This window comes from Winogradskyella poriferorum, from assembly GCF_036553625.1.
Lineage (GTDB): Bacteria > Bacteroidota > Bacteroidia > Flavobacteriales > Flavobacteriaceae > Winogradskyella > Winogradskyella poriferorum.
Genome location: NZ_JAZHOU010000002.1, coordinates 371,092 through 395,199, shown reverse-complemented (window position 1 = coordinate 395,199; position 24,108 = coordinate 371,092). Strand labels below are relative to the sequence as shown.

The 24,108-nt window shown below is 33.4% G+C and carries 20 protein-coding genes and 2 tRNA genes; 12 read left to right on the top strand and 10 right to left on the bottom strand.

From position 1 onward, the window contains the following. Positions 1-2 precede the first annotated feature (2 nt). Together pfkA and V1468_RS07965 are read right to left on the bottom strand one after the other, a co-directional pair. Positions 3-989 (bottom strand): 6-phosphofructokinase, encoded by a 987-nt coding sequence (pfkA, locus tag V1468_RS07970; RefSeq protein WP_331809710.1) that lies wholly within the window; start codon positions 987-989, stop codon positions 3-5. Positions 990-1,127: 138 nt separating this feature from the next. After that, positions 1,128-5,507 carry a translocation/assembly module TamB domain-containing protein gene (locus V1468_RS07965; protein ID WP_331809709.1) on the bottom strand — a complete coding sequence of 1,460 codons (4,380 nt, stop codon included), beginning with the start codon at positions 5,505-5,507 and terminating at the stop codon, positions 1,128-1,130. 194 nt (positions 5,508-5,701) lie between these two features. Between V1468_RS07965 and tsaD the strand changes: the two genes are divergently transcribed. From tsaD to V1468_RS07925, 8 genes are all read left to right on the top strand, one after another. After that, positions 5,702-6,724 (top strand): tRNA (adenosine(37)-N6)-threonylcarbamoyltransferase complex transferase subunit TsaD, encoded by a 1,023-nt coding sequence (gene tsaD, locus V1468_RS07960; RefSeq protein ID WP_331809708.1) that lies wholly within the window; start codon positions 5,702-5,704, stop codon positions 6,722-6,724. Next, positions 6,721-7,179 carry a hypothetical protein gene (locus V1468_RS07955; RefSeq protein ID WP_331809707.1) on the top strand — a complete coding sequence of 153 codons (459 nt, stop codon included), beginning with the start codon at positions 6,721-6,723 and terminating at the stop codon, positions 7,177-7,179. Before tsaD ends, V1468_RS07955 begins: the two co-directional genes overlap by 4 nt. Before the next feature lie 103 nt (positions 7,180-7,282). Then, positions 7,283-7,912, top strand: coding sequence for a peptidylprolyl isomerase (locus V1468_RS07950; protein ID WP_331809706.1), 630 nt, complete (start codon positions 7,283-7,285; stop codon positions 7,910-7,912). Further along, entirely contained in the window at positions 7,912-8,616 is a 705-nt protein-coding gene (locus tag V1468_RS07945; RefSeq protein WP_331809705.1) for a 16S rRNA (uracil(1498)-N(3))-methyltransferase, read from the top strand. The genes V1468_RS07950 and V1468_RS07945 overlap by 1 nt, the downstream gene beginning before the upstream one ends. A gap of 1 nt (position 8,617) precedes the next feature. Further along, on the top strand, positions 8,618-9,259 hold the full coding sequence (locus tag V1468_RS07940) for a DUF4159 domain-containing protein (RefSeq protein WP_331809704.1): 642 nt from the start codon (positions 8,618-8,620) through the stop codon (positions 9,257-9,259). Between the two features lie 88 nt (positions 9,260-9,347). After that, positions 9,348-9,848 (top strand): TrmH family RNA methyltransferase, encoded by a 501-nt coding sequence (locus tag V1468_RS07935; RefSeq protein ID WP_331809703.1) that lies wholly within the window; start codon positions 9,348-9,350, stop codon positions 9,846-9,848. A 37-nt stretch (positions 9,849-9,885) separates the two neighbouring features. Then, positions 9,886-10,980 carry an AI-2E family transporter gene (locus tag V1468_RS07930; protein WP_331809702.1) on the top strand — a complete coding sequence of 365 codons (1,095 nt, stop codon included), beginning with the start codon at positions 9,886-9,888 and terminating at the stop codon, positions 10,978-10,980. A 7-nt stretch (positions 10,981-10,987) separates the two neighbouring features. Then, positions 10,988-12,169, top strand: a complete 1,182-nt coding sequence (locus V1468_RS07925; protein ID WP_331809701.1) for a THUMP-like domain-containing protein — start codon at positions 10,988-10,990, stop codon at positions 12,167-12,169. Here the strand turns inward: V1468_RS07925 and V1468_RS07920 are convergent. The 6 genes from V1468_RS07920 to V1468_RS07895 all read right to left on the bottom strand — a co-directional run bounded on the left by V1468_RS07920 (position 12,156) and on the right by V1468_RS07895 (position 19,229). Then, positions 12,156-12,578 (bottom strand): hypothetical protein, encoded by a 423-nt coding sequence (locus V1468_RS07920; RefSeq protein ID WP_331809700.1) that lies wholly within the window; start codon positions 12,576-12,578, stop codon positions 12,156-12,158. The two genes, V1468_RS07925 and V1468_RS07920, sit on opposite strands and share 14 nt — an antisense overlap. 123 nt (positions 12,579-12,701) lie before the next feature. After that, a complete protein-coding gene (gene pdeM / locus V1468_RS07915; protein WP_331809699.1) occupies positions 12,702-13,370 on the bottom strand; it encodes a ligase-associated DNA damage response endonuclease PdeM in 669 nt (222 codons plus the stop codon). Positions 13,371-13,500: 130 nt separating this feature from the next. Next, positions 13,501-15,954 (bottom strand): ligase-associated DNA damage response DEXH box helicase, encoded by a 2,454-nt coding sequence (locus tag V1468_RS07910; protein ID WP_331809698.1) that lies wholly within the window; start codon positions 15,952-15,954, stop codon positions 13,501-13,503. Continuing rightward, positions 15,951-17,540: an ATP-dependent DNA ligase gene (locus tag V1468_RS07905; RefSeq protein ID WP_331809697.1), complete on the bottom strand. Its 1,590-nt coding sequence runs from the start codon at positions 17,538-17,540 to the stop codon at positions 15,951-15,953. The genes V1468_RS07910 and V1468_RS07905 overlap by 4 nt, the downstream gene beginning before the upstream one ends. Beyond that, positions 17,537-18,574, bottom strand: a complete 1,038-nt coding sequence (locus V1468_RS07900; RefSeq protein ID WP_331809696.1) for a ligase-associated DNA damage response exonuclease — start codon at positions 18,572-18,574, stop codon at positions 17,537-17,539. Before V1468_RS07900 ends, V1468_RS07905 begins: the two co-directional genes overlap by 4 nt. A 61-nt stretch (positions 18,575-18,635) precedes the next feature. Next, positions 18,636-19,229 carry a hypothetical protein gene (locus V1468_RS07895; RefSeq protein WP_331809695.1) on the bottom strand — a complete coding sequence of 198 codons (594 nt, stop codon included), beginning with the start codon at positions 19,227-19,229 and terminating at the stop codon, positions 18,636-18,638. A 145-nt stretch (positions 19,230-19,374) separates the two neighbouring features. Here V1468_RS07895 and V1468_RS07890 point away from each other — a divergent pair. From V1468_RS07890 to V1468_RS07880, 3 genes are all read left to right on the top strand, one after another. Continuing rightward, positions 19,375-19,458 (top strand) — tRNA-Ser (locus tag V1468_RS07890). A gap of 20 nt (positions 19,459-19,478) precedes the next feature. Continuing rightward, positions 19,479-19,553 (top strand) — tRNA-Pro (locus V1468_RS07885). Positions 19,554-19,767: 214 nt separating this feature from the next. Next, a complete protein-coding gene (locus V1468_RS07880; protein ID WP_331809694.1) occupies positions 19,768-21,003 on the top strand; it encodes a site-specific integrase in 1,236 nt (411 codons plus the stop codon). Here V1468_RS07880 and V1468_RS07875 read toward each other — a convergent pair. Next, positions 20,998-21,705 carry a LytR/AlgR family response regulator transcription factor gene (locus V1468_RS07875; RefSeq protein ID WP_331809693.1) on the bottom strand — a complete coding sequence of 236 codons (708 nt, stop codon included), beginning with the start codon at positions 21,703-21,705 and terminating at the stop codon, positions 20,998-21,000. The genes V1468_RS07880 and V1468_RS07875 overlap by 6 nt on opposite strands. Next, positions 21,702-22,754 carry a sensor histidine kinase gene (locus tag V1468_RS07870; protein ID WP_331809692.1) on the bottom strand — a complete coding sequence of 351 codons (1,053 nt, stop codon included), beginning with the start codon at positions 22,752-22,754 and terminating at the stop codon, positions 21,702-21,704. Before V1468_RS07870 ends, V1468_RS07875 begins: the two co-directional genes overlap by 4 nt. Before the next feature lie 357 nt (positions 22,755-23,111). Here V1468_RS07870 and V1468_RS07865 point away from each other — a divergent pair, with 357 nt between their 5' ends. Next, entirely contained in the window at positions 23,112-24,101 is a 990-nt protein-coding gene (locus tag V1468_RS07865) for a hypothetical protein (protein ID WP_331809691.1), read from the top strand. Positions 24,102-24,108: the final 7 nt, after the last annotated feature.

Sequence of the window (24,108 nt, the reverse complement as noted above, 5' to 3'; positions counted from 1 at the left end):
TTTTAAATTGTCATTATATCTGAAACTCTAAGTAGTTCCATGTTAATTTTTGATTTTCCTTTTACTGCTTGGTCAAATGGTGTTAAGTCCATAACATCGTTTTTAAGACCAACCATATAATTGCTTTTTCCTGTGATAAGACTTTCTACAGCTTTTACGCCCATTCTACTTGCTAAAACACGATCAAAACAAGATGGACTTCCTCCACGTTGCATATGTCCTAGAACAGAAACTCGAACTTCATATTCTGACATATGTTCATCAACGTAATCTTTGAGTTCAAAAACATTTTTACCTATTTTATCGCCTTCTGCAACAACCACTACACTAGAAGACTTACCTGACTGTTTACTTCGTCGTAAAGACTCTAACAACCTATCTAAACCTAAATCTTCCTCTGGTATTAAAATTTCTTCTGCACCTGCTCCAACACCTACATTTAGAGCTATATGACCAACATCTCTTCCCATAACCTCAACAAAGAATAATCTGTTATGAGAACTTGCTGTGTCTCTAATTTTATCTATTGCTTCCACAACCGTGTTTAAAGCTGTGTCGTAACCAAGTGTGTGAGTGGTACCAAAAATATCATTATCAATTGTTCCTGGAATTCCCATCACAGGAAAACCAAACTCTTGATTAAAAACCATGGCGCCTGTAAAGCTACCATCTCCACCTATAACTACAAAAGCATCTATTTCGGCTTTTCTTAGAGCATCATAAGCCTTTTGTCTGCCTTCTTTTGTTCTAAACTCTTCAGAACGTGCTGACTTGAGCATTGTACCACCTTTATTAATGATACCTTTTACACTACGAGCATCCATTTTTTCGAAATCACCTTCTATCATTCCTTGGTAACCTCTATAAACACCATAACACTCTAAGCCGTGAAAAACGCAAGTTCTGACTACAGATCTAATGGCTGCATTCATCCCTGGAGAATCTCCTCCAGATGTTAAAACAGCGACCTTTTTTATTGTATGTAGCATATTATATTTTTATTCAACACAGTAAAATTAATAAACAATACACGTAATAATGTGACTATTGTCATAAAAAAATGTTACCAAAAACAATTCAAACGTTTTCGTTAATAAGTATTTTAATAAAAATAAAAAAAGTAGTATTTAAGATTTAGATTTTGTCTTCTTTTTCTTCATGGACATGTAAGAAGGCATGAGATCATTTTCAGCATTTTCGTCTTCTTTCTCTTTCTTATTATCCTCTTTATCTTTTCGGTTTTTGCCAGAAAAAATAATATCAAGTAGTTCTTTGAAGGTGTCAAACTCTACACTATAAGTTAAACCTACACCTTGAGTATAACCAATTTCTTCTCCAAAGTTTCTAATTGTGTTTTCTCTATTAAAAACTTTAGCCCTAAGTGTACCGTCTTCATTTAGCAACCAATCTATTTGAACATCACCAGTAATCGTTGTTTGCTGAGCACTACCGAACGGCACACCAACCTTCCCATTAACCAAAACCTTTTCGGATATTTTTGTTTGAAGTGTAACACCTACAGAGTTATTGGTTTGTAAATCTGGTGTATCTTGACCTATTTCTGCTACAATACCGATGTCTAAATTATCATTATTATCACCTAAAATATTGTTCAAAATCCCTGTTAAACGTTCGGAGAGTGTTCCTGTGATATCTAACCCTCCTGAAGTAGTTGTAAAACCTCCTGTACCAAGAAGTGTAAGTGCTTGGTTATTTCTTATGTCTTTTGAAGACAACCTATAATCAAGCTCGGACTTAACCGTGGAAGATACATTTGGAAAACGCAAATCGAAGTCTGGTTGTGGCTGTTCTAAATCTCCTGTTAGATAAATATCTACCTCAACGTCTATTCTTTGAGAAATAGGATTATCTAGCAAAACGGACGGATTTGCCTTGGTTCTATATATAGCCTTTAGGTTAATTTCTGCACCCATAGGATCTCCTTCCCAAACTATAGTTCCTCCCTGTTCTACTTCAAACTTCTTCTCTACCAGACCACCATATTTAAAATTATAAATACCTTCGTACACAGTAAAATCTCCCCACATATTAAAGGTACCGTTGGTGTTGATGAAAAAACCTAAGAAACCTTTTCCTTTTCCTTTTATTGTACTACCTGCTTCTTTGTCTATAACAATTTCTATGGTTGCATCTTGAGTTACATCTAAATCAAAAACAAGCTCTAGACCTTTAACTTCGATAGCCTCAGTTACCTCTCCATTTATTCGTGCTTTCTTTTCCTCTGGACTTAAAAAATGAATGTAAGAGTTATCACCAAAACTCTCAGAATCATTTAGCGGAATATTAAAAACAGTTCCTGGCGCTGTGCTACCATCTACTTCTATGATTAATTGATCTGTTGGACCACTAATACTGGCTCCACCAGATACAAACGCTGTTCCGTAGTACAATTCGTCTTCAGACTCTTCGGTGTTTAAAACCAATAAACGGTCTGTGCTTAAATCTAATCCCAATTCCCAATCAGAAAAATTATCGTGCTCTATATAACCATTTAAGTAACCTTGAGAGAAATACTCTGAGTCTGTCATGGCCACATTATTAAAAATAAATCTTTGGTTTCTTAAGGATACTTTAGAATCAAAATCGAAGCCATAATCTACATTGAGATATGGAATAGACATACCTGCTCTATCAAGCAGCAGTTCTCCATCTATCCTTGGTTTTTTGAGACTACCTGTAACTTTGGCTTCACCTGAAACCAAACCTCTAATGTTACTTATTACACCTTCTCCAAGAGGATTTAGAGGGTCTAGCAAAAACTCTTCAAAAGTAACGTCTAAATCTATTGTTGGTCTTCGCTCTGCTATGTCTATATTCCCTTTTGCTAAAAAAGAAGTGAGGTTATCATTTACTAAAGAGACATCTACTTTATAATTGGTTAATGAATTATTTCCCTCAACATCTGCAGTTAAATTACCCAAATCATAATCGTTTACAAAAAGGTTGCTTATTTCTAGATTAGATTTTGGCAAATATGTGCCGTTTTGTTGTACGAGATCTAGCTTTCCGTTTACCACACCTGCTAAATCTAAACTATCTATTCTAGGAGTAATTTTTACTAATTCTACATCCTTAAAATCTACCTTCAGGTTTTTATTAATACTATCACTTATAACACCCGAAACCTCTATAATCTCATTGCCTTGATTTATTGTAATTGGGAATATATCGAAAGCCTCAAAAGTTCTATCAAATCTAACTTTATTGAAACTGTTTTTTTCCGAATTGATAAACCATTCGTATCCTTTGAAGAGTACATCAGATTTTCTAAAACCTACAACAGATTTATTATCTTCATCTATGGTATAAAAAAGGTTGAGGTTAAACTGGTCCTTATTATTCTCACCACCTTTAAACTCTGTCTTTACCAGAAGGGTATCTCTTCTGGTTACATTAATTAAGCTAAAGTCTGACGCATTATAAACACCTGCACTTAGGGTGTCTACCTCTATATACGTATTGTACAGAGGGTTACTATTGTCTACGGTAAGGTTGATATTATTGGCAAAATAATCTTTGAATTTTATTTCTGGTGAATTAAAGGTGAAATCAAACCCTTTAGCATCAGTTTCTATTCTACCTTCTATAAAGGTGTTTTTACCTAAGTATAAATCCTTAAAAAAGACAGCTGCAATTTTTGAATAAATATTAAACCTAAAATCTATATACTGTCCTTCTTCTATTTGAAAAGGCACGTAATTGGTATAAATACTACCTACAGAGTTCTCTACCAACTTTAGAATGTCTTCTGTTTTAAATTTTCCTTTAATATTTCCATTAATAATATCTGGAGAATTTATGGATATTGTACGCTCACCACCTTCAAATGAAGATACAATATCAAAATCTTCAAAACTATATTCACTATCTTGGTTTTTATAGGTCGTATTTTTAATATTAACTGCTCCACTTACGTCATCTAAAGTAGAACCTGTAGCGGTCATATTAACAATACCTCTAAACACCGAAAGACTATCTCTGGTAACAAAATTTAATACCCTAAGATTTGCATAACCAACATCTGCATCAAAATCAAATTTCTTTTTTTCATCTACGAAATCTACTAACCCATTAAAATCTAGTTTTAGATTTGAATCTTCAACTGCTAGTTTTCCATTAAAAATTTTATTTCCTAAATCACCAGAAACCGTGATACCATGATATTTATAACCGTTATATTCTAAACTAAAAACATCTCCTTTTATATCTGAACGTAAGTTATTTAACGTAAACCCTTTACCATCTACATCGAGATTTGCCGATACATATTTTGCTAGCGGATCGCCTATTAGCTTGCCGATATCAAATTCATCAAAAACTACATTTCCTACATAACTTGCTCTGTCAATATCATCAATTTCAGTAAGTACTAAATCAGATTTTATAAAACCTAAATCAGTGCTTATTTCTATATCTGCGTTAATCTTCTTAGTTGTTATTTGGGATGTTCCTGTAATTTTAAAATTACCAACTTTAGATAATACCGTTGGTATAGCGTTACCAAGAATTCTTGGAAGTAATGCTGTTAAATCGTTATAATTTGAGGCTAAATTTTGAAAATTACCATTTAAAGCAAATGTATCGTCTTCCTTGGCAAACAAATTCTTAAAAGTGATATCACCAATTATTCTTGTGTTTCTTGTAGTACTAACATTTAAGTTTTTGGCTTCAAGATTATTTAAAGTTCCTGATAAATCTGCATTAAAATCTGCGCGTTGATTTACACCAAATTCGTCAAAAAACACATTTAATTCTGTTAATGATATTTCAGAATCCCTAAAACTAGCTGTAACGTTGACCTTATCTGTAAAGTCTTTTAAATCTTCTCTTTTGTAATCAAATCTTAAATCTCCTTTTAACTCAGACTTTTCAGTTTCTATGCTTAGATCACCAAAATTCATGTGGTCTAAGGTGTATTCAAAATTTGCTTTTAGGTTCTCAACCGTTATGCCTCTGCTATCCTTAAAGCTAAATTTATTTATTCTTGCGCTTACATCTGGACCATTAATCAAAAAATTCGTGGTATTGGCATTTAGCTCAGTAAATTCAAAGATTCTCGGTGTCTCAAGATTTTCGTCCGTTAATTTAAAAATGCCATCTTCTATGGATAAATCGCTAGAGGAAAACAGGAAGCTACTTGGCCCTTCCCTAGGGTTGTCGTCCTCAAATTTATCTACAAAGACATCTAGATTGGTATCTTCTTCACCCTTATAAGTTTTAAGGTTAAACACCAAATCTTGAATATCTATATCACCTAAATTAAACTTGCCATCATATAAATTTTTAAAACTTATGATAGAACTGTTAATCTCTCCAATACTTATAAGTGTATCTTTTTTGTAATCTTTAATTAGAATTTCCTTTAATTCTATATCTCCATTAAGCTGAAGACCAACTTTACCAATATTAATGTTGGTTTTAAAGTCTTCGTTAACTTTTTGTGTAGCGTATTTACCTAGTTTGGTTTGCACGGCTGGAATACCCAATATTAAAAACACAATAAGAAACAAGAGCAGGATAATACCTGCTATTTTACCTATTATTTTGAGTACTCTTTTGATACGGATTAATGATTACTTGTTGATGAAATCTTCACTACATTTGCACTACTAATACGTTGACAAGTGTAGTCTTGGACTATAATTCGTAAAATTAACAATTATTGTGCCCTTTTTAGTTAATGAAAAAAGAAAATATTTATATCCTAGGTATAGAATCGTCTTGTGACGATACATCTGCTGCTGTGCTTTGTAACGACACTATTTTAAGCAATGTGGTTGCAGACCAAAAAATTCATACAGAATATGGTGGTGTTGTACCAGAATTAGCCTCTAGAGCACACCAACAGAACATTGTTCCTGTTGTAAACCAAGCCATTGAGCGTGCTGGTATTTCTAAGGATCAATTAAGTGCCATTGCTTTTACACGCGGACCAGGTTTAATGGGGTCTTTGCTTGTAGGCACGTCTTTTGCAAAATCTCTGGCTTTTGGTTTAGACATTCCTTTGATAGATGTTAACCACATGCAAGCGCATATTTTGGCCCATTTTATTGAAGAAGAAGATCACCAAAAACCACCGTTTCCATTTTTAGCAATGACCATCTCTGGTGGCCATACACAAATTGTACAAGTAAATAGTCATTTTGAAATGGAAGTCCTTGGCGAAACTATTGATGATGCTGTTGGTGAAGCCTATGACAAAAGTGGAAAAATTTTAGGATTAGGTTATCCTGCAGGACCAGAAATCGACAAGCGCGCGCAATTAGGAAATCCTAAAGCATATAAATTTACCAAACCCAAAGTAGATGGACTTAATTTTAGTTTCTCTGGTTTAAAAACAGCTATTCTGTACTTTGTACAACGCGAAACTAAAGCCAATCCAAATTTTGTTGAAGAAAACCTTAATGACATCTGTGCTTCTATTCAATATACAATTATTGGCATTTTAATGGATAAATTAAAACTTGCCGTAAAACAAACTGGTATTAAACACATTGCTATTGGTGGTGGAGTTTCTGCAAATTCTGGCATTAGAAAAGCGCTCAAAGATGCTGAAAAGAAACATGGTTGGACAACTTACATTCCAAAGTTTGAATACACCACAGACAATGCTGCTATGATTGCCATTGTTGGGTATTTGAAATATTTGAACAAAGACTTTTCAGATTTTGATGTTATGGCTACCGCTAGGTTGAAGATATGAAGCTACTCAAGCAAAATGTTTATTATTTTTTCTGGATCACTGTAACAGTATTAATTGCCTTAAGTATCCATTGGTTAAATTTTGAAGATGCGGTGTTAGACATAAATGTTCATGATACATATTTTGTTATTCACAATTCTCATATTCTTCAACTCATAGCAATTATCTACAGTTTATTAGGGTTTATTTACTGGCTGTTTAAAAAGGTAAATGTAAAACTGATTAATGCCTTAACTAGACTTCACACAGCCATTACTATACTTGTCATTCCTATCTATTTTATTGGTCACCCTCTTTTTATTTCATTTTCTGAATCTAATTTTCCATTGTTTGACGACACACCGAAAATTCAAGTTTTTATTACAATTTTAGTTTTAATCACTTTAATTGCTCAACTACTTTTTATTCTCAATGTTTTAATTAGTCTGCTTAAACATTTTTTAGACAGAAACTAAATTGTTAAAACATCTGTTGATAACAGATAGCGTAAGGCTTCAAATGCGTTTTAAAATTTAGTTGTTTTGTATATACAACAAATTAGACTAAATCAACAATACCATGAAACAGCTAATTTTCCTACTCCTCTGCATTCCTTTCATAAGTTTTTCACAAGACGCTTTAGAAACCGAACTCGATTCTATAAGTTCTATCGAAGAGGCTAAAACCTTTGCTAAAGCTCATAAAAAAACGAATAAAAGTAAAGTCTTTACATTCAATAAAGAAAAGCACAAAACACGACTGGCAGATGAACTTTTTAAACTCTCTAAAGGTGGAAAAAAAGTTGTGAAAGGTGAATACAAAAAAACCTATTACAAAATTGTTGACAAGGAAAAAACGGTACACCACAGAGCCAGTTATATATTTTTTGATGGTGATAAAATGGAATTAGAAGAGATTAATGAAAAGCGCGATAAAATTATTTCGCAATACCAACAAGGTTATAAATTTGATAAGCTAGCACAATTACATTCAATGGATTTAAATGCAAAAAGAGGTGGTGATTTAGGCTGGTTTCCTGAAGGACAGATGCACCAAATGTTTGAAGACGCTGTAAAAGATCATAATACCAACGAAATTTTCACTTTAGATATTGAAGATAAAAACTGGTATTATGTTGTTCTTAAAACTCACGACTCTAAAACCATTGAAGAAATTACTGTTTTACAATACTCAGAAGCTACAGATTAATGCAATTATTCTACAATCCTAATATTTCAGAAGGAGATACTTCGTTTAATTTTGATAAAGACGAAAGCAGACACATCGTGAAAGTGCTTCGTAAAAAAGTTGGCGATCAATTACACATTACCAACGGCAAAGGTTGGTTGTTTACAGCAGAACTGACATTGGCAGATGCCAAACATTGTTCTGTAAACATCCTATCGCAAAACTTACAACTGAAACGTTCTTTTAATTTGCACCTTGCTGTTGCGCCAACTAAAATGAACGACAGATACGAGTGGTTTTTAGAAAAAGCCACAGAAATTGGTATTACAGAAATTACACCAATCATTTGTGATAACAGCGAGCGTAAAGTAGTTAAGCTAGAGCGTTTTGAAAAGATACTACAGTCCGCTATGAAACAATCTTTGCAATGCTATTTACCAAAACTAAACGCGCCTATTGCTTTTAAAGATTTTGTAGATTCTTCTTTTGAAGCCACCAAGTTTATTGCACATTGCGAGGAAACCGATAAAAAATCATTAAAGTCTCAACTAAAAAATAATGACGATACTTTAATACTTATTGGACCTGAAGGTGATTTTAGCGTTAAAGAAATCGAAATGGCTTTGGCTGCTGATTTTATTCCAGTAACTTTGGGTAACACACGTTTGCGTACTGAGACTGCTGCTATTGCCGCTTGTCATTCGGTTGCTTTTGTAAATGAATAACATGAAGAAATTAATAGCTCTAATCCTTACACTTTTTACTTTTTCACTTTTTGCTCAAGATGTAGCTGTGTTAAAGTATAAAGGTGGTGGCGACTGGTATAGCAATCCTACAGCACTACCTAATTTGGTAAAGTTTTGTAACGATAATATTGACACTAATATCAATGAAAATATACAAACTGTAGAAGTTGGTAGCACAGACATTTTTCAGTATCCCTTTTTACACATGACAGGTCATGGCAATGTGTTCTTTAGTGAAGATGATGCCGAAAACTTAAGAAAATATCTCATCTCTGGTGGTTTTCTTCATATTGATGACAATTATGGTATGGAGCCGTACATTACCAAAGAACTAAAAAAGGTTTTTCCTAATAACGAGTTGAAAGAAATACCTAAAGATCACAAAATATTCAACGCTGCTTTTGAATTTCCTAATGGTTTACCAAAAATCCATGAGCATGATGGTAAAGCACCACAAGCCTTTGGTATTTTTCATGAAGATAGATTAGTTTTACTTTTTACCTTTGAAAGTGATTTAGGAGATGGCTGGGAAGATCCTGAAGTACACAATGATCCAGAAGATATGCGTGAAAAAGCACTTAAAATGGGAGCGAATATTATGAAATATGTTTTTGAGAATTAGAAATGAGATAATAGACACCAGATATGAGACTTGTTTTTCTGAAAAACAAAACTTCTCTTATCTCAAGTCTAATTTCTAAAATCTAGATATGCAACTCACCCACTACACTTCAAACTTAAAAAAAAGAAAACATCCTATAATACTAGTTTGTGATAACATTACCAATGCACCAAATATTGGAGGCTTATTTCGTATTGCAGATGCCTTTAATATTGAAGAACTTATTTTTTGCGGAGATAAAATTCCTATCGGAAGACGTATGACCAAAACATCGCGTTCTACCGAAAAATATGTGAACCACAGAACTGAAGAAAAGATTGATGATGTTATCCTTCAGCTAAAAGAAACACACCAAATCATTGCTTTAGAAATTACTGAAAGTAGCGCAGAGCTAAGCACTTTTAAACTTGAAGAAAACAAACCAATAGTGCTAATTCTAGGTGATGAAAATTTTGGTGTTTCAGAATCTGTCTTAAATCAATGCGATGCTGTTGTCCACATCAATATGTATGGAAACAATAGTAGCATGAATGTTGTACAAGCGACGAGCATTGCGCTTTACGAATTCACCAAACAACTTAACTCTTAAATTTGCCTTGCTGAATTTATTTCAGCATCTTTGAGATATGAATCAGAACTCAAAAATCATTGCAAATGGCATCTTAAGAGCCTTAGGAATTCTTTTAGGTATTGCTTTGGTTTTAGTCTTTTTGTACAAAATACAATCTGTAATAGTCTACATAGCCATTGCTGCTGTAATTTCATTAGTAGGCAGACCAATTGTGCTTTTTCTTAGACGCAAATTAAAGTTCAACAATACCGTAGCAGTTGTTGTAACTATGCTTGTATTTATCGGGTTATTAGCTGGATTAATCGGTATGTTTATTCCTCTAATTACAGATCAAGGCAAAAATTTAGCACTCTTAGATTTTGATCAACTAGAACGCAACATTGATAATTTATACCAACAAATCGTCAACTATTTTGAATTTAACAATATCGATGTTGAACAGTCTATAAAAGACTCAAACATACTATCAAAGCTCGATTTTTCTTTAATTCCTAACTTCTTCAACAGCTTGGTTAGTGGATTAGGAAGTTTTAGTATAGGCTTATTTTCGGTACTGTTTATTTCATTCTTCTTTTTAAAAGACAGTAAACTTTTTGAAGATGGTATTATGATCTTTGTTCCAGAAGGAAAAGAAATGCGCTCTAAGCGTTCTTGGAATAAAATTAAAGACCTTTTGTCTCGCTACTTTGTTGGACTTATTTTTCAGATTTTAATACTGTTTATTATCTACACCATTGTGTTACTCATTTTTGGAATAGATAATGCAGTTGTTATTGCTTTCCTTTGTGCACTATTAAATTTAGTGCCTTATGTTGGGCCATTAGTAAGTGGCTTTTTAATGCTTGTTTTGAGTATGTCTAGTAATTTAGGTGAAAATTTTAGTGACGTTATTTTACCAAAAACAACTTATGTTATGATTGGGTTTATCATAGCACAATTGGTCGACAATTTCTTTAGTCAGCCCTTTATATTTTCGAAAAGTGTAAAATCTCATCCTTTAGAAATCTTTTTAATAATTATCATTGCAGGTATTTTATTTGGCATTGTAGGTATGATTGTCGCAATACCTGCTTACACGGCAATTAAAGTGATTTTAAAAGAGTTTTTGTCTGGTCATAAGATTGTAAACAAGCTCACTAAAGACTTATAGTTTTAGTTTGAACAAATCCATTTTAAATACTGAAATTCAGGAATTTATAAATTCCAATTTAAAATCTGATATTTCTGGTTTATTACTAAAAGGAATACCTTTTGAAGGCATTGATTCTAAGATTGTTATAGAGCAGATTGAAGCCAAAAAACGCTGCGAAAAAAAACTACCAACTTGGTTTAGCACTAAGAATATTTACTACCCAAACAAACTAAACATTGAGCAAACTTCATCAGAACTCACTGCAAAATATAAAGCCGATTTGGTATCTGGTAAATCTTTAATAGATCTTACAGGAGGCTTTGGTATTGATACTTATTATTTTTCAAAACAAATTGAAGCTGTAACACATTGCGAAATAAACGCAGAACTTTCTGAAATTGTAAAACACAATTATAAGGTGCTTGATGTTACTAATATAACCTGCCTTAATGAAAGTGGCATCGACGCCTTAAAATCTATTGATAATCAATTTGACTGGATTTATATAGATCCTTCTCGAAGAGACGAATCTAAAAACAAGATGTTTTTACTTTCTGATTGTGCACCAGATGTTAAGGCTTTTCAAAATTTATTTTTGGATTATGCCAAGAATGTAATGATTAAGACATCACCATTATTAGACATAACGGCAACTAAGGGTGATTTGAAGCATGTAAAACAACTACATGTTATTGCTGTTAACAATGAAGTAAAAGAACTTCTTTGGATTTTAGAACGCGATTATGAAGGCGAATTAAAAATTAAAACCATAAATATCACAAAATCTGATAATGAAAATTTTGATTTTAACTACAGTGAAGAACCTACAATTGAAGCCGAATTTTCTAATCCTCTCACCTATTTGTATGAACCAAATTCGGCAGTATTAAAGGCAGGAGCGTTTAGTATAATATCAAGTAAACTTAATGTTCATAAGCTACACAAACATTCGCATTTGTACACTTCTAATGAACTGATAAATTTTCCAGGAAGACGATTTAAGGTAGAAAAAGTCATCCCTTTCAACAAAAAAGAATTTGCTAAATCAGGTATAAAAAAGGCAAATGTTACTACTCGAAATTTTCCGATATCTGTAAATGATATCAGAAAAAAACTAAAAATAAAAGATGGAGGTCAGTCTTATCTATTTTTTACAACAGATAAGACTAACTCAAAAATTGTAATTGTTTGTTCTAAATTGATGTAGAAGTGAATGACACTATTTGATTGTTGCTATCAACTTCTATTTCATATACCATACAAGTACCCATCTTCAATACAACATCGGTATCACTTACAGAAGGATCATTGCTCGTAAGAGAAAACACTATATCTCCTTCAGGAAAACTTGCCCAAGAAGTAGTGGTATTAGACAGAATATTTGGTAATTCTGCCAAAAATGTACCATCAGCATTCGTTACAAGCAAATCAAAAGTAACTGTACCGTTATTTACAACTCTTGTTGTAGGGTCTTGGTTTGAACAAAATTCAGTCAACTGAAAATTTTCAACTTCTACAGTTTCTGATAAACTATCATTTTGCATAGATTCTGGAGTACAGGCAGATAGCATAATTACAAAGCACAAAAACAGTGCCTGTTTAAGTAGGTTTTTCATCGGTTAATAGTTTCGTTGTCAAGGCTTTGAAACCTCAAACAATCAATTTGGGATGACAAACATATAAAAGATTCCTAACACATCGACAAAAAGTGTAAAATATTCGACGAAATGCAGTTTTGATTAAATTTTAAAAATTGCAGTATTAGTAAAAGCGTAGTAATCAGCTTCTTCAGTATTATTACCTGTATTCAACCCTGTAAACAAACTAAAAGCTGGCAAAATCAACTGATTTTCAGTTATTTGATAGCATGGTAACTTAATTTTCTGTTTCCCTTTACCTCTTATCAATACACCTGGATGTGTATGACCTGAAATAACAAATTCTTCTTTATCGTTATCCTTTGGCTCGTGAAGAAATTTAAAAGGGCCAGAAACTAAGTTTGTTACAACCTCAATATTTAAATCGTCCATTAACAATTGTGATTGACGATCATGATTGCCTTTTATCAAAATCAACTTTAACTCTTGAAACTGGGTGAGCCATTCCTTAAAAGTAAATATATCACTATTTCGTTCTGCATGGAATAAATCACCAACGATTAAAAGTGTCTTGGCATCAAAATGCAGAATAAGACGTTTAAGTCGTTCCAAGTCTTTTTGTAACACATCATCTGGCATAGGAATACCATGCTTTCTAAAGTGTGCTGTTTTTCCGATATGAACATCAGACAATATCAAAGCGTCTTCACGTGGCCAATACAAGGCACGCTGATTGGTAAGAATTAATTCCTCATTTTTAATCGTGATATGTTCGGTTACAATTTTCAATACAAAAGTGAAATTCGTCAATTCGAGTGATTTTTCGAAATCAAAATGAGAAAAATAGTATCTCGTATCTCGACTCCGCTCGATATGACGAAGAATTTCACGTCGTTCTCGATACATTCCGAAACACGTTCGGAACACTCGAACTGACGCATTAATCGATTTTAAACGCCTGTTCTTTAATACGTTGAATACGTTTATCTAAACTTTCATTACTCATAGTACCTCGTAAGCTATCCACCTTCAATGGGAAGCTCAAAGGTGTAAAAGACTTTGCATGTTTTACAACAATCTTACTCTTTGAAATACGCTCAAAAGCTTGTTGTAATCTTACCTCTTCCAACTGTTGATTAAACACCTCTGTATAGGCTTGTCGCAACAATAAATTATCTTGTTCGTAATCCTCTAAAACCCTAAAAATGAGTCCAGATGAGGATTGTAAACTTTTATTATTCTTACGTGTGCCTGGTTGGGATTGTACCACCAATCCACCGATTACCGCAATATCTCTAAATTTTCGCGATGCCATTTCAGAAGCATTAATACTTGCGATAACATCATCCATTAAATTGTCTTTACTTAACAGGGCTTCAATATTTGATTCATCCACAGGAATTGGTTGATCGCTCAGTAATTCAAAGCCATAGTCATTCATGGCTATGGTAAACGTCAGTTGTTTCAATTTACTAATCCGATATGCCAATAATGCCGAAAATACCTCATGCACCAATCGGCCTTCAAAAGGATACATAAATAAATGATGACCGTCTTTGGTTTCGATTAACTCCACTAAAAACTCATCAGCTTTAGGTATGTGCGAATGTTCGTCTTGTCGAGATACCAATGGATTCAAAAATCGTAGTTCTTTCTCCAAACGTCCAGGTTGCAAGGCGTCTGATAGTTTCAATCTTAAATAATGACTCAAATGCGATGTCAAGGGCAATCGTCCACCTAACCAACTTGGTGAAACGGCTTTCTTGGCTTTACTTCTTCGCACTAAAACAGTCATGTCCTTAATCTGAACCAGTTCCAATATTCGACCAGCTAAAATAAAGCTATCACCTGGTTTTAATTTTGAAATAAAGAACTCCTCAATCATACCAATATAACCACCAGACATGTACTTAACCATCACATTTACTTCACTGACAATAGCGCCAATATTCATGCGGTGCAACATGCTAATACGTCGGCTTTTTACTCTGTATAATCCATCTTCATCCAAAATCACCTTATGGAATTCTTCATAAGAATTTAGAGTCTTTCCGCCTTTTGTAATAAAGTGCAAACACCATTGCCAATCGTTTTCGGTTAGATATTGAAAGGCATGTATCTGCTGAACACGTTGGAATAATTCATTTGAATCAAAGCCTTCACCAACAGCCAAGGTCACCATGAATTGGACCAAAACATCAAAGGTCAGTACCATAGGATCCCGAGATTCTACCTGCTTGTCTTTTACTGCTTCCTTTAACGCAGAGACTTCCACCAACTCTAAAGAATGTGTTGGAATAAAATAAATCTTGGAACGCTCAAATGGTGAATGACCACTACGACCTGCACGTTGCATAAAGCGTGCTACACCTTTAACAGAACCAATTTGGATTACACAATCGACAGGTTTAAAATCCACACCTAAATCCAAAGACGATGTACAAACCACGGCCTTTAAATAACCAGAAGCAATATTATCTTCAATCCAATTTCTAAGTTTCTTATCGATAGAACCATGATGAATGGCTAAAAGTCCTGCTAAGTCTGGTTGCGCATTCAGTAAAAGTTGATACCACAATTCTGCTTGCCCTCGTGTATTCGTAAAAATTAAAGTTGTCGTATTATTGGCGATAATAGGCAGAATCTTATCTACCATATTGGCTCCCAAATGACCAGCCCAAGGCAATACCTCAATTTCATCCGGAAGAACAGAAATAATGTCTAATTTCTTTTTTTGCTTGGCCGTAACCTGAGTGACTTTTAAATCAGGATATGGCAGAAGCACTTGTTTTGCTTCTTCAAGATTACCAATGGTTGCTGTGATTCCCCAAATTTTTAGTTTTGGCGAATAGTGCCTTAATTGTGAAATCGCCAATTCTGTGAGTACACCACGTTTATTGCCAATCAGTTCGTGCCACTCGTCAACAGCAACACATTTGATGCCTTTAAACCATCTCGAATTCTTTTTTTGAGAGAACAGCAGATGCATCGTTTCTGGTGTTGTCAATAGCACGTCTGGCATTAATCGTTCCTGCTTGCGTCTTACTGCTGTTGGTGTATCACCGTTTCTAACCTGAACCGACCAATCTAAACCAATATCATCCACAGCTTCTGTCATGGCCTTAGCTAAATCTTTAGCCAAAGAACGTAATGGACTAATCCAAAGTAATTTTAGTCCTTTTGGATACTTATCTGGATGATTTAAATAATCGATAACAACACCTAAAAAAACAGAAAAAGTTTTTCCAAAACCCGTTGGTGCGACCACCATACCCGAATAGCCATTAGCATAGCGTTGCCAGGTCTGTAATTGAAACGGAAAAGGTGCCTGACCTTTTTCTGCCATCCAATTGTTAATTATACGTAGGCCTTCGCTTTCTCTGAATTGACTCAAGGTGCGGTTATTAATTGTTTTACAGTTTCTATAGTATCTATTTCATCAACAGGTTTGTCCTTGCGCCATCTCGCAATTCGTGGGAATCGCAATGCTACTCCTGATTTATGACGGTTGCTCAGCGCAATACCTTCAAAAGCAATCTCAAAAACAAGTTCTGGTTTTACGGTTCTTACTGGTCCAAAACGTTCAATAGCATTTTTATTAACCCATTGAGAGATCTCAGTGATTTCTTTATCTGTTAGACCCGAATAGGCTTTTGCTACGGTTACTAAAGCATCATCTTTTTTAACGGCGAACGTGTAGTCTGTATACTTAGAACTTCGTCTACCACTACCCTTTTGGGCATAAATCATCACAGCATCTATAGTTAAGGGATCAACTTTCCATTTCCACCAGTCACCTTTTTTACGACCTGTGTGATATGGTGATTGCTTCATTTTAAGCATTAATCCTTCACTATTAATAGCTCTTGAATTATCTCTGATAGTATGAAGTTCATCCCATTTTTTAAAATCCACCAGAAAAGACAGCTTGATGTGGTCTGGTAATGCCACTGAATTAAATAAAGATTCTAACTGTACACGACGGTCAATAAAAGCAACATCACGAATGTCATCACCATTGTATTCTACAATATCATAAGCCTTAAAGCCAACAGGAACTTCTTCTAAAAGTTTCTTGGTTACATTTTTGCGGTTTAGGCGTTTTTGTAAATCGTTGAATAATAATACATCATTGTCTTTCATCGCCAGAATTTCACCATCGATAACAAAGTCGTCTTTAAAATTCTGCATGGCGTCTACCAATTCTGGGAATTGTTTAGTGACCAACTCTTCGCCACGTGACCAAATATAGATTTCATTATTGCGTTTTACAATTTGTCCACGAATACCATCCCATTTTTGCTCTACAATCCAATCATTTGGCTCTCCCAATTCAGGTAATTCTTTTTCCAAGGCATAAGCCAGACAAAAAGGATAGGGTTTAGAATTATCATAATTGATGTGTTTTCCATGAATGAGTTCTTCAAAAGTTATAGAATCGATATCCCAATTACCGATAATACTATGCATCAATTGGTTGGCATCAATGTTCGTCAATTTTGCCAAGGCATTCACCAACGTTTTTTTAGACACACCAATACGGAAACTTCCACCAATGAGCTTGTTAAAAATCAATCGCTCTTGTTGGTCTAAACCAGACCAGGCCTCAAGAACAAAAGCTTTTTTATCCTCGTCAGATTTTGGTTTTAACGCTTTGAGTTCGGTCATCCATTCATGTAAAGACAAATCGAGTTTATGTGTTGATGATGGTAACAAGAGTGCCATGGTTTCTCCTAAATCACCAACGGTACTATAACTTTCTAAGAATAACCATTCGGGTAATTTTGTAATCTCCATGCACCATTCGCGCATTAAAGTCGTTTTTACTGGACGCGATGGTCGCTTTCCTGTAAATAATGCTATGAGCCACAATTTATCTTTATCTGGCGCAATTTTGAAGTAATTGACCAAAGCTTCAATTTTAGCATTGGTTTTATTGGTGATTTCTATAGCACTGATGAGATTGGAAAATAGCTTCATTCGGCAGTCACTTTATCGGTTTCTTCTTCAGCTTTTGCAAGTGCTTCGTCTCCATATTCGGTAATTAATTCGTCTGCCTTAATTCCTATTTCATTTAAGTATTTCGAAAAAACCGCTTGGGAACCATGTGTTACATAAACTTGCTCGGCTTCTGATGCTTTCACGGCATCAATTAATCCATTCCAATCGGCATGATCACTTACAGCAAAGCCAGCATCAACTGCCTGCCAACGTCTATTCCCTCTAATTTGCATCCATCCTGAACAAATCGCAGTTGCAGGATTTGGTAAACGTTTTAGCATTCTAGAGCCTAAAATTGCTGGTGGTGCGATAATGATTTTATTCTGAAGTGTTTTCTTATCTAAATCTGCGGACCATAGTTTAGTTTCTGGAAGTCCAATCCCTGATCCCGAAATAGCATTATTTAAGTTGTGAATAGAACGATGTACATAGATATCATCACAACCATCCAATAAAGACATTAGACGTTGTGCTTTCCCTAATGAATAGCCAAGAAAAACAGACGTTCTATCGTTTTGTTGATTCGTTTTTACCCAAGACTGCAACTCACTTTGAAGATCTTCTTCGGTTTTCCAATTATAAATCGGTAGCCCGAAGGTACTTTCAGTAATGAAGGTATTACACTTAATAGATTCAAAAGGTGTTGTTATAAAATCAGGTTGCGTTTTATAGTCACCTGTAAAAACTACTATATAACCTTTATACTCCAAACGTATTTGCGCTGAACCAATCACATGACCTGCAGGATGAAAACTTACCTTGACTCCATTAATTGTAAGTTCCTTTCCATAAGGCATGCTTTCAATCGTAATATCAGCGCCTAAACGATGTTGTAAAATGGCCTTTGAATCATCAGTACATAAATAACGTTTCATTCCCCAACGTGCATGATCTGCATGTCCATGAGAAATTATTGCGTAGTCAACAGGATACCAAGGATCTAAATAGAACTTGCCTTGTGGACAGTAAATTCCTTTTTTGGTGAATTTGATAAGTCTTTTTTCTGTTGACATAGCTTAACGAAGCTATTGAAAAAGTTAGATTTATAATAGTAAAATTTCGTTAAAGTTAGTTTTACAAAAAACCCTTTTGAGTAACCAACATATCGCCTCCCCAAAGTTTAACCAAATACGAAATATCTATTGGAAAAAAGGACGATGAGCCGTCTGAATTATATTTTACAGGACATTCTAAACGGTTTCCATCAATTATTTCACATTTATTTTTACCGTTATCAGAGATATAGATTTTCTTTTCGTCTAACTTTTGATAAACTTTTTTTAAATCAATTATAGCATACTTTATAAACGATGATGCTTTATGAGTCTCATTTTTAGCGCTGTCAATTATTCCATAGGTAAAATAGTGAGCTTTCATTTTATAGTACTCAGACTCGTGTCGTTCTTCAATTTTATTTGAGTCTCTGCGATATCTAATTGTAAAATCTGTAAAACTCTGGTATTGTTTTTCTCTAAATCGCTCCTGAACGCTCATTACAGTATTTCCTTTTCGAAAAACGTAATCAATACCATCCATCATATCGATATACTTTGAATAATCCTTTCTCAATTGTACTTCCGACCAGTCTAAGGGATTATAAATTAAAGGAATAGCTAAGTTTGTGTGGACATAATTAGTAAAGGCTCTATCTTTAGAATATTTCGTCATATGACAATAAAATTAATCATATTCTATACTCTTTCAAAGTATTAGGGTATTTGAATTAAAAAACTCAAAAAAATTGTTGCGATAATTAATATGATAAGTTACATTTGCATCCGCAATTTTAAGAAACGTTCTTATAAAATTTATTGGAGAGGTGCCAGAGTGGTAATGGAGCAGATTGCTAATCTGTCAACGCGTAAGTGTTGCCCGGGTTCGAATCCCGGTCTCTCCGCATTTAGATAACCAAATTTTCGGGGTGTAGCGTAGCCCGGTTATCGCGCCGCGTTTGGGACGCGGAGGTCGCAGGTTCGAATCCTGCCACCCCGACTTTTAAGGGTTTTAAAGAAAACCAAAAACCCACAAAAAATAGCCAAATACCTTATAAACAAAGGATTTGGCTATTTTCACAAAACAAACCCACTTAATGTAAAAGTGAGTTTATAGGTGAGTGATTCGGTGAGCTCACCAAGACATAAGAATTTTTTGAAAGTGATTTGATTTTCGTGTTACGAACATTTTGTTCAACCAAAACACTTTCAAGATGAAAACTTCAACCACCTTTGGCGTAACATTCTTTACACGCCTAAATTCCAAAAAGACAGACAATGCCTTAATCTTTGTTCGTATTACTGTTAATGGTAAACGTTCCGAAATCAGTTTAAAACGAAATGTTTCGCAAAAACTGTGGGACAAAAACAAAGGGAAAGTAAAAGGCAATACCACAGAAGCAAGAGCTTTAAACAACTACATCCAACAAGTTAGAAACAAACTTTACGATAGTTATAGTGAACTTCAGAGAGAAGGAAAACTAATAACTGTAGCCACAGTTAAATCCCGTTATCTGGGAACAGACGAACAGCATAGAACCCTTTTACAGTTGGTAAGCTATCATAACAAGACAATGAAAACAGTTCTTAAACCTGGAACACTCAAAAACTACAGGACGACTGAAAACTATCTAAAAAAGTTTGTCAAGAAAATATACAAAGTTGAAGACATACAATTAAAGCAGCTTAACTATGCCTTTGTAATCGATTTTGAGCAGTATTTACATAAACTTCCCAACCTCAACAATAATGGCTTAATGAAACATATAGAACGCTTTAAAAAGCTCTGTAAATTGGGTGTAAAGTTGGAATGGTTGGAAAAAGACCCTGCAATAAATTACCAACTACATTTTGATAAAGTGGAACGGGATTATCTAACCGAAGAAGAACTCAATACTTTAGAAACTTCAATACTGGAGAAACAGACCCATAAAATTGCAAGGGATATTTTCGTGTTTTCTTGTTATACAGGTTTGGCATATTGCGATGTGTTCTCACTAACTCAAGAACATATTGTTTTAGGTATTGATGGTAGCAAATGGATTAGCACACGAAGAGAGAAAACAGCAACCAAAGTTCGTGTACCACTTTTAGATGCTGCTTTAAGAATTATCGAAAAATACAAGAACCATCCTCGATGCGTTCAAACACAAAAGTTATTGCCAGTTTATTCTAACCAAAAAATGAACCAGTACATTAAAGAGGTTACTAAAAAATTAGAAATAGAAAAGCACTTAACATTCCACATAGCAAGACATACATTTGCTACTACAGTAACTTTAAGTAATGGCGTACCAATAGAAACCGTTTCAAAATTATTAGGTCACACTAAAATAGCAACTACCCAAATTTATGCAAGGGTAATCGAGAGGAAAGTAAGTGATGATATGAACATTTTAAGAGATAAATTAAACCATAATAATCAACGGATAATTAAGTCAAATTCATAAAGGTTCATTTAAGTACTGATTGTAGAAATTTTCTTGATATACTTTACCAATAGGAATTTCATTTTCATTAATGTAAATCGTGTTATTGTCAAAACATTCAATAGCAGATTCATTTACAATATAGGATTTGCTCACTCTTATAAAAATATCCTTTGGTAGTTTTGAGTGTATGGTTTTTAAGTTCATAGCAGTGATAACCTTATCACGAAAAGTATGAATGATAACATAATCTTTTAAGGCTTCTATATAGAGTATTTTTTCAAAAAGTATTTTATAATACTTTCTTTCAGCTTTAATAAATATAAAGTTTTGAGTTAATTTCTCAACGATGCCATTTTCAGATTTTAAAAGCTTATAAAAGGCAAATGCTTTTTCAATAGCTTTTTCAAACCTTGCTGGTAGCACAGGTTTTAATAAGTAATCTATAGCATCTAGGTTGTAACTTTCTAAAGCATACTCTTTGTATGCAGTCGTAAAAATAACCATAGTGTTTTTACTTATTTTCTTTGCGAATTCTAAACCGTTAATCCGTGGCATTTCGATATCAAGGAAAATTAAGTCAACCTCATTTTCGGTCATAAATTTTTCTGCTTTTATAGCATTATTAAAAGAACCTATAAAAGTTAGATTTTTTTGACCTTCAATAAGATCTTGAATAGCTTCCCTTGCTAAAGGTTCATCATCTATTACAATACAATTCATAACGGTAGTTTTAAATTCAATTTATAAGTTTTATCTTCATCAATAATAGAAAGAGAAAATTTATCATCATATAATAATTCCAGTCTTTGTTTTACGTTTTTTAAGCCTATGCCACTACTATCAGATTCTTTATATGGAAATTCAGGCTTTGTATTGATGCATTCAAATATTAAGGTGCTTTCTTCTGCTTTAAAGCTAATGTCAATCTTTGATGGTTTGTCACTGTCCAAACTATGTTTTACTGCGTTTTCTACAAACACACTAAATACATTAGTGGGTATTTTTAATTCTGTATCTAGGCGGTTGCAACAGCTAATATTAAATGTAAAATCATCTCTGCGTATTTTTTCTAAATTTAGAAAGTCTTCCAAAAATTGTATTTCAGAGCTCAAAGAGACATAGGTATCACTATTTTCATAAAGGTGATGTCTTAAAAAATCAGATAACTTTAATGTGATATAAGATGCTTTTTCCTGGTCTTTTTTTATTAATACATTCAGGTTGTTTAACATATTAAATAAAAAGTGAGGGTTAATTTGGTTTTTTAGAGCTTTTAATTCACTATTCAGAGCTTGGTTTTCAAGTTCGCTTATTCGACTACTATCTTTGACCCATCTTTGAAATAATTTAATGGTAGTTGATGATAAAATAAAAGGGATGAGAGAAATACCAATTTCAATAGCACCTGATAGTTGAATATTTTGTTTAGTGGGAGTCTTTTTCTCAAAAAACTCACCAAATACTAAAATAAAAATAAGACCTGTAAATACTAATAAAATTACTATTAAAGAGTATGTGACGTACCGCTTATTATATAGAAATTTAGGAACTAAAATATACATATTTACATAAAGCATAACTACTATACATAAATAAGCGAATAAAAGCACAAAGTAAGACACATAAGAATTAACAAGTGTATTTTTTTCGGGATCATGACGACTAAATATAAACACAAGCAGAAATAATAGCACAGAGGAATGTCTCAAAAACTTATATTTTTTAGAAAGTAAAAAGTCGAGAAAAATATTGCTATTTAAGTCATTCATTAGATCATGATTAATTATGTCAAAGATAAAATATAAAAAATGCTACATATAGGAACTATGTCTAAATTATACCAAGTAGCTTCTATTTTATACGAAAAAGGTTATTTCACATTTTGATAATGGGTTTCGTATAAGAAAAGCTAGGTTTCATATAAAATAAGAAAATTCGGTAAAGTTTATTGCTAAATTTAACTTTCGTATCCAAAGATACTATAGCACATAGTATCGAACTCGATTAATAGCAAAAGGCGGAGTCATACTTCGCCTTTTTTTGTATAAAAAACAGGCGGTTTCGTATAATTTTTAATTTCTTGGAGAGAACTAGCTTTAGGTTTGCAGCTTAATTTCTTTTTGAGTATGAAATATATACAAACCATCTTTTTATTAATGTTATTTACTGTGAGTGCTTTTGCTCAAGAATCAAATTTGTCTAATAGCAATGATTCTACCCAAATTAAGCAAGAATTATATTTTAAAGCACTGGCAGAAAAGTTTTCTCAAACACGAAAGCTCAATATTAGTTATAATAATTATGGGTCTACAAACTTTAAAACATATTTTAAAGAAGACTATTTAGGCAAAAATGAAATTGAGAACACTCACGATGTTAGTGTTAATGTTAATTTAGATGTACTTAAAAAGAAAAAGTGGAAACTTACTTACTCGGGGTATTATAACTATCAGAATTTTGAGTATGATTCTAACACTAGTTTTATATCAAGCCCAGACCTACACTATCTATCTTCTGCTTTTAGTGTAACTTATTTTTCAGTTTTAAACAAAAAACCAATTATCTATAACGCTAGCTTAATTGCAGATGCTAGTGGAGAAATGTTAGGTAGAATTAAAGGACTTGTGTCTGCAACTTATGTTTTAAAAGCAGATAAAAAAAGTGTGTTAACCATAGGTTTAGGAGCTACAATAGACCCTACAAATCCATTTCCAGTATTTCCAATAGTTACTTATACAAAACCAATTTTTAATGGAAAATGGAGGTTAGATATGGTATTACCAGCAAAAATCATGTTGCAAACACAATTGGGACAAACAGGACGCGTATCGCTTGGTTCAGAATTGGGTACTTCAAATACATATTTTAAAGATAATCAGATAGTCAATTTTGCGAATAAGTTTGAATTTAGACAGACACATATAAAATCTGGTATCACTTACGAGTATTTATTAAAAAATAAAATTGTGTTAACTGCAAAAGCAGGTGTTTTAAATGTCATAAGGTCAAGAGTTTCCGAAAAAGGCGAATCATTTAGTGACAATAATTATTTACTAGAGTTTAAACCCACAACAGCACCTTATATAAATCTAGGTGTTTCTTTCAATCCTTTTTAATAAATAT

Excerpts from the sequence above, each read along its gene's own strand:
- V1468_RS07880 (WP_331809694.1), top strand. The coding sequence starts at position 19,768 with ATGAAAACTTCAACCACCTTTGGCGTAACATTCTTTACACGCCTAAAT.
- tsaD (WP_331809708.1), top strand. The coding sequence starts at position 5,702 with ATGAAAAAAGAAAATATTTATATCCTAGGTATAGAATCGTCTTGTGAC.
- V1468_RS07870 (WP_331809692.1), bottom strand. The coding sequence starts at position 22,754 with ATGAATGACTTAAATAGCAATATTTTTCTCGACTTTTTACTTTCTAAA.
- V1468_RS07865 (WP_331809691.1), top strand. The coding sequence starts at position 23,112 with ATGAAATATATACAAACCATCTTTTTATTAATGTTATTTACTGTGAGT.
- pfkA (WP_331809710.1), bottom strand. The coding sequence starts at position 989 with ATGCTACATACAATAAAAAAGGTCGCTGTTTTAACATCTGGAGGAGAT.
- V1468_RS07950 (WP_331809706.1), top strand. The coding sequence starts at position 7,283 with ATGAAACAGCTAATTTTCCTACTCCTCTGCATTCCTTTCATAAGTTTT.
- V1468_RS07920 (WP_331809700.1), bottom strand. The coding sequence starts at position 12,578 with ATGAAAAACCTACTTAAACAGGCACTGTTTTTGTGCTTTGTAATTATG.
- V1468_RS07955 (WP_331809707.1), top strand. The coding sequence starts at position 6,721 with ATGAAGCTACTCAAGCAAAATGTTTATTATTTTTTCTGGATCACTGTA.
- V1468_RS07875 (WP_331809693.1), bottom strand. The coding sequence starts at position 21,705 with ATGAATTGTATTGTAATAGATGATGAACCTTTAGCAAGGGAAGCTATT.
- V1468_RS07905 (WP_331809697.1), bottom strand. The coding sequence starts at position 17,540 with ATGAAGCTATTTTCCAATCTCATCAGTGCTATAGAAATCACCAATAAA.
- V1468_RS07945 (WP_331809705.1), top strand. The coding sequence starts at position 7,912 with ATGCAATTATTCTACAATCCTAATATTTCAGAAGGAGATACTTCGTTT.
- V1468_RS07895 (WP_331809695.1), bottom strand. The coding sequence starts at position 19,229 with ATGACGAAATATTCTAAAGATAGAGCCTTTACTAATTATGTCCACACA.
- V1468_RS07935 (WP_331809703.1), top strand. The coding sequence starts at position 9,348 with ATGCAACTCACCCACTACACTTCAAACTTAAAAAAAAGAAAACATCCT.
- V1468_RS07940 (WP_331809704.1), top strand. The coding sequence starts at position 8,618 with ATGAAGAAATTAATAGCTCTAATCCTTACACTTTTTACTTTTTCACTT.
- V1468_RS07900 (WP_331809696.1), bottom strand. The coding sequence starts at position 18,574 with ATGTCAACAGAAAAAAGACTTATCAAATTCACCAAAAAAGGAATTTAC.
- V1468_RS07930 (WP_331809702.1), top strand. The coding sequence starts at position 9,886 with ATGAATCAGAACTCAAAAATCATTGCAAATGGCATCTTAAGAGCCTTA.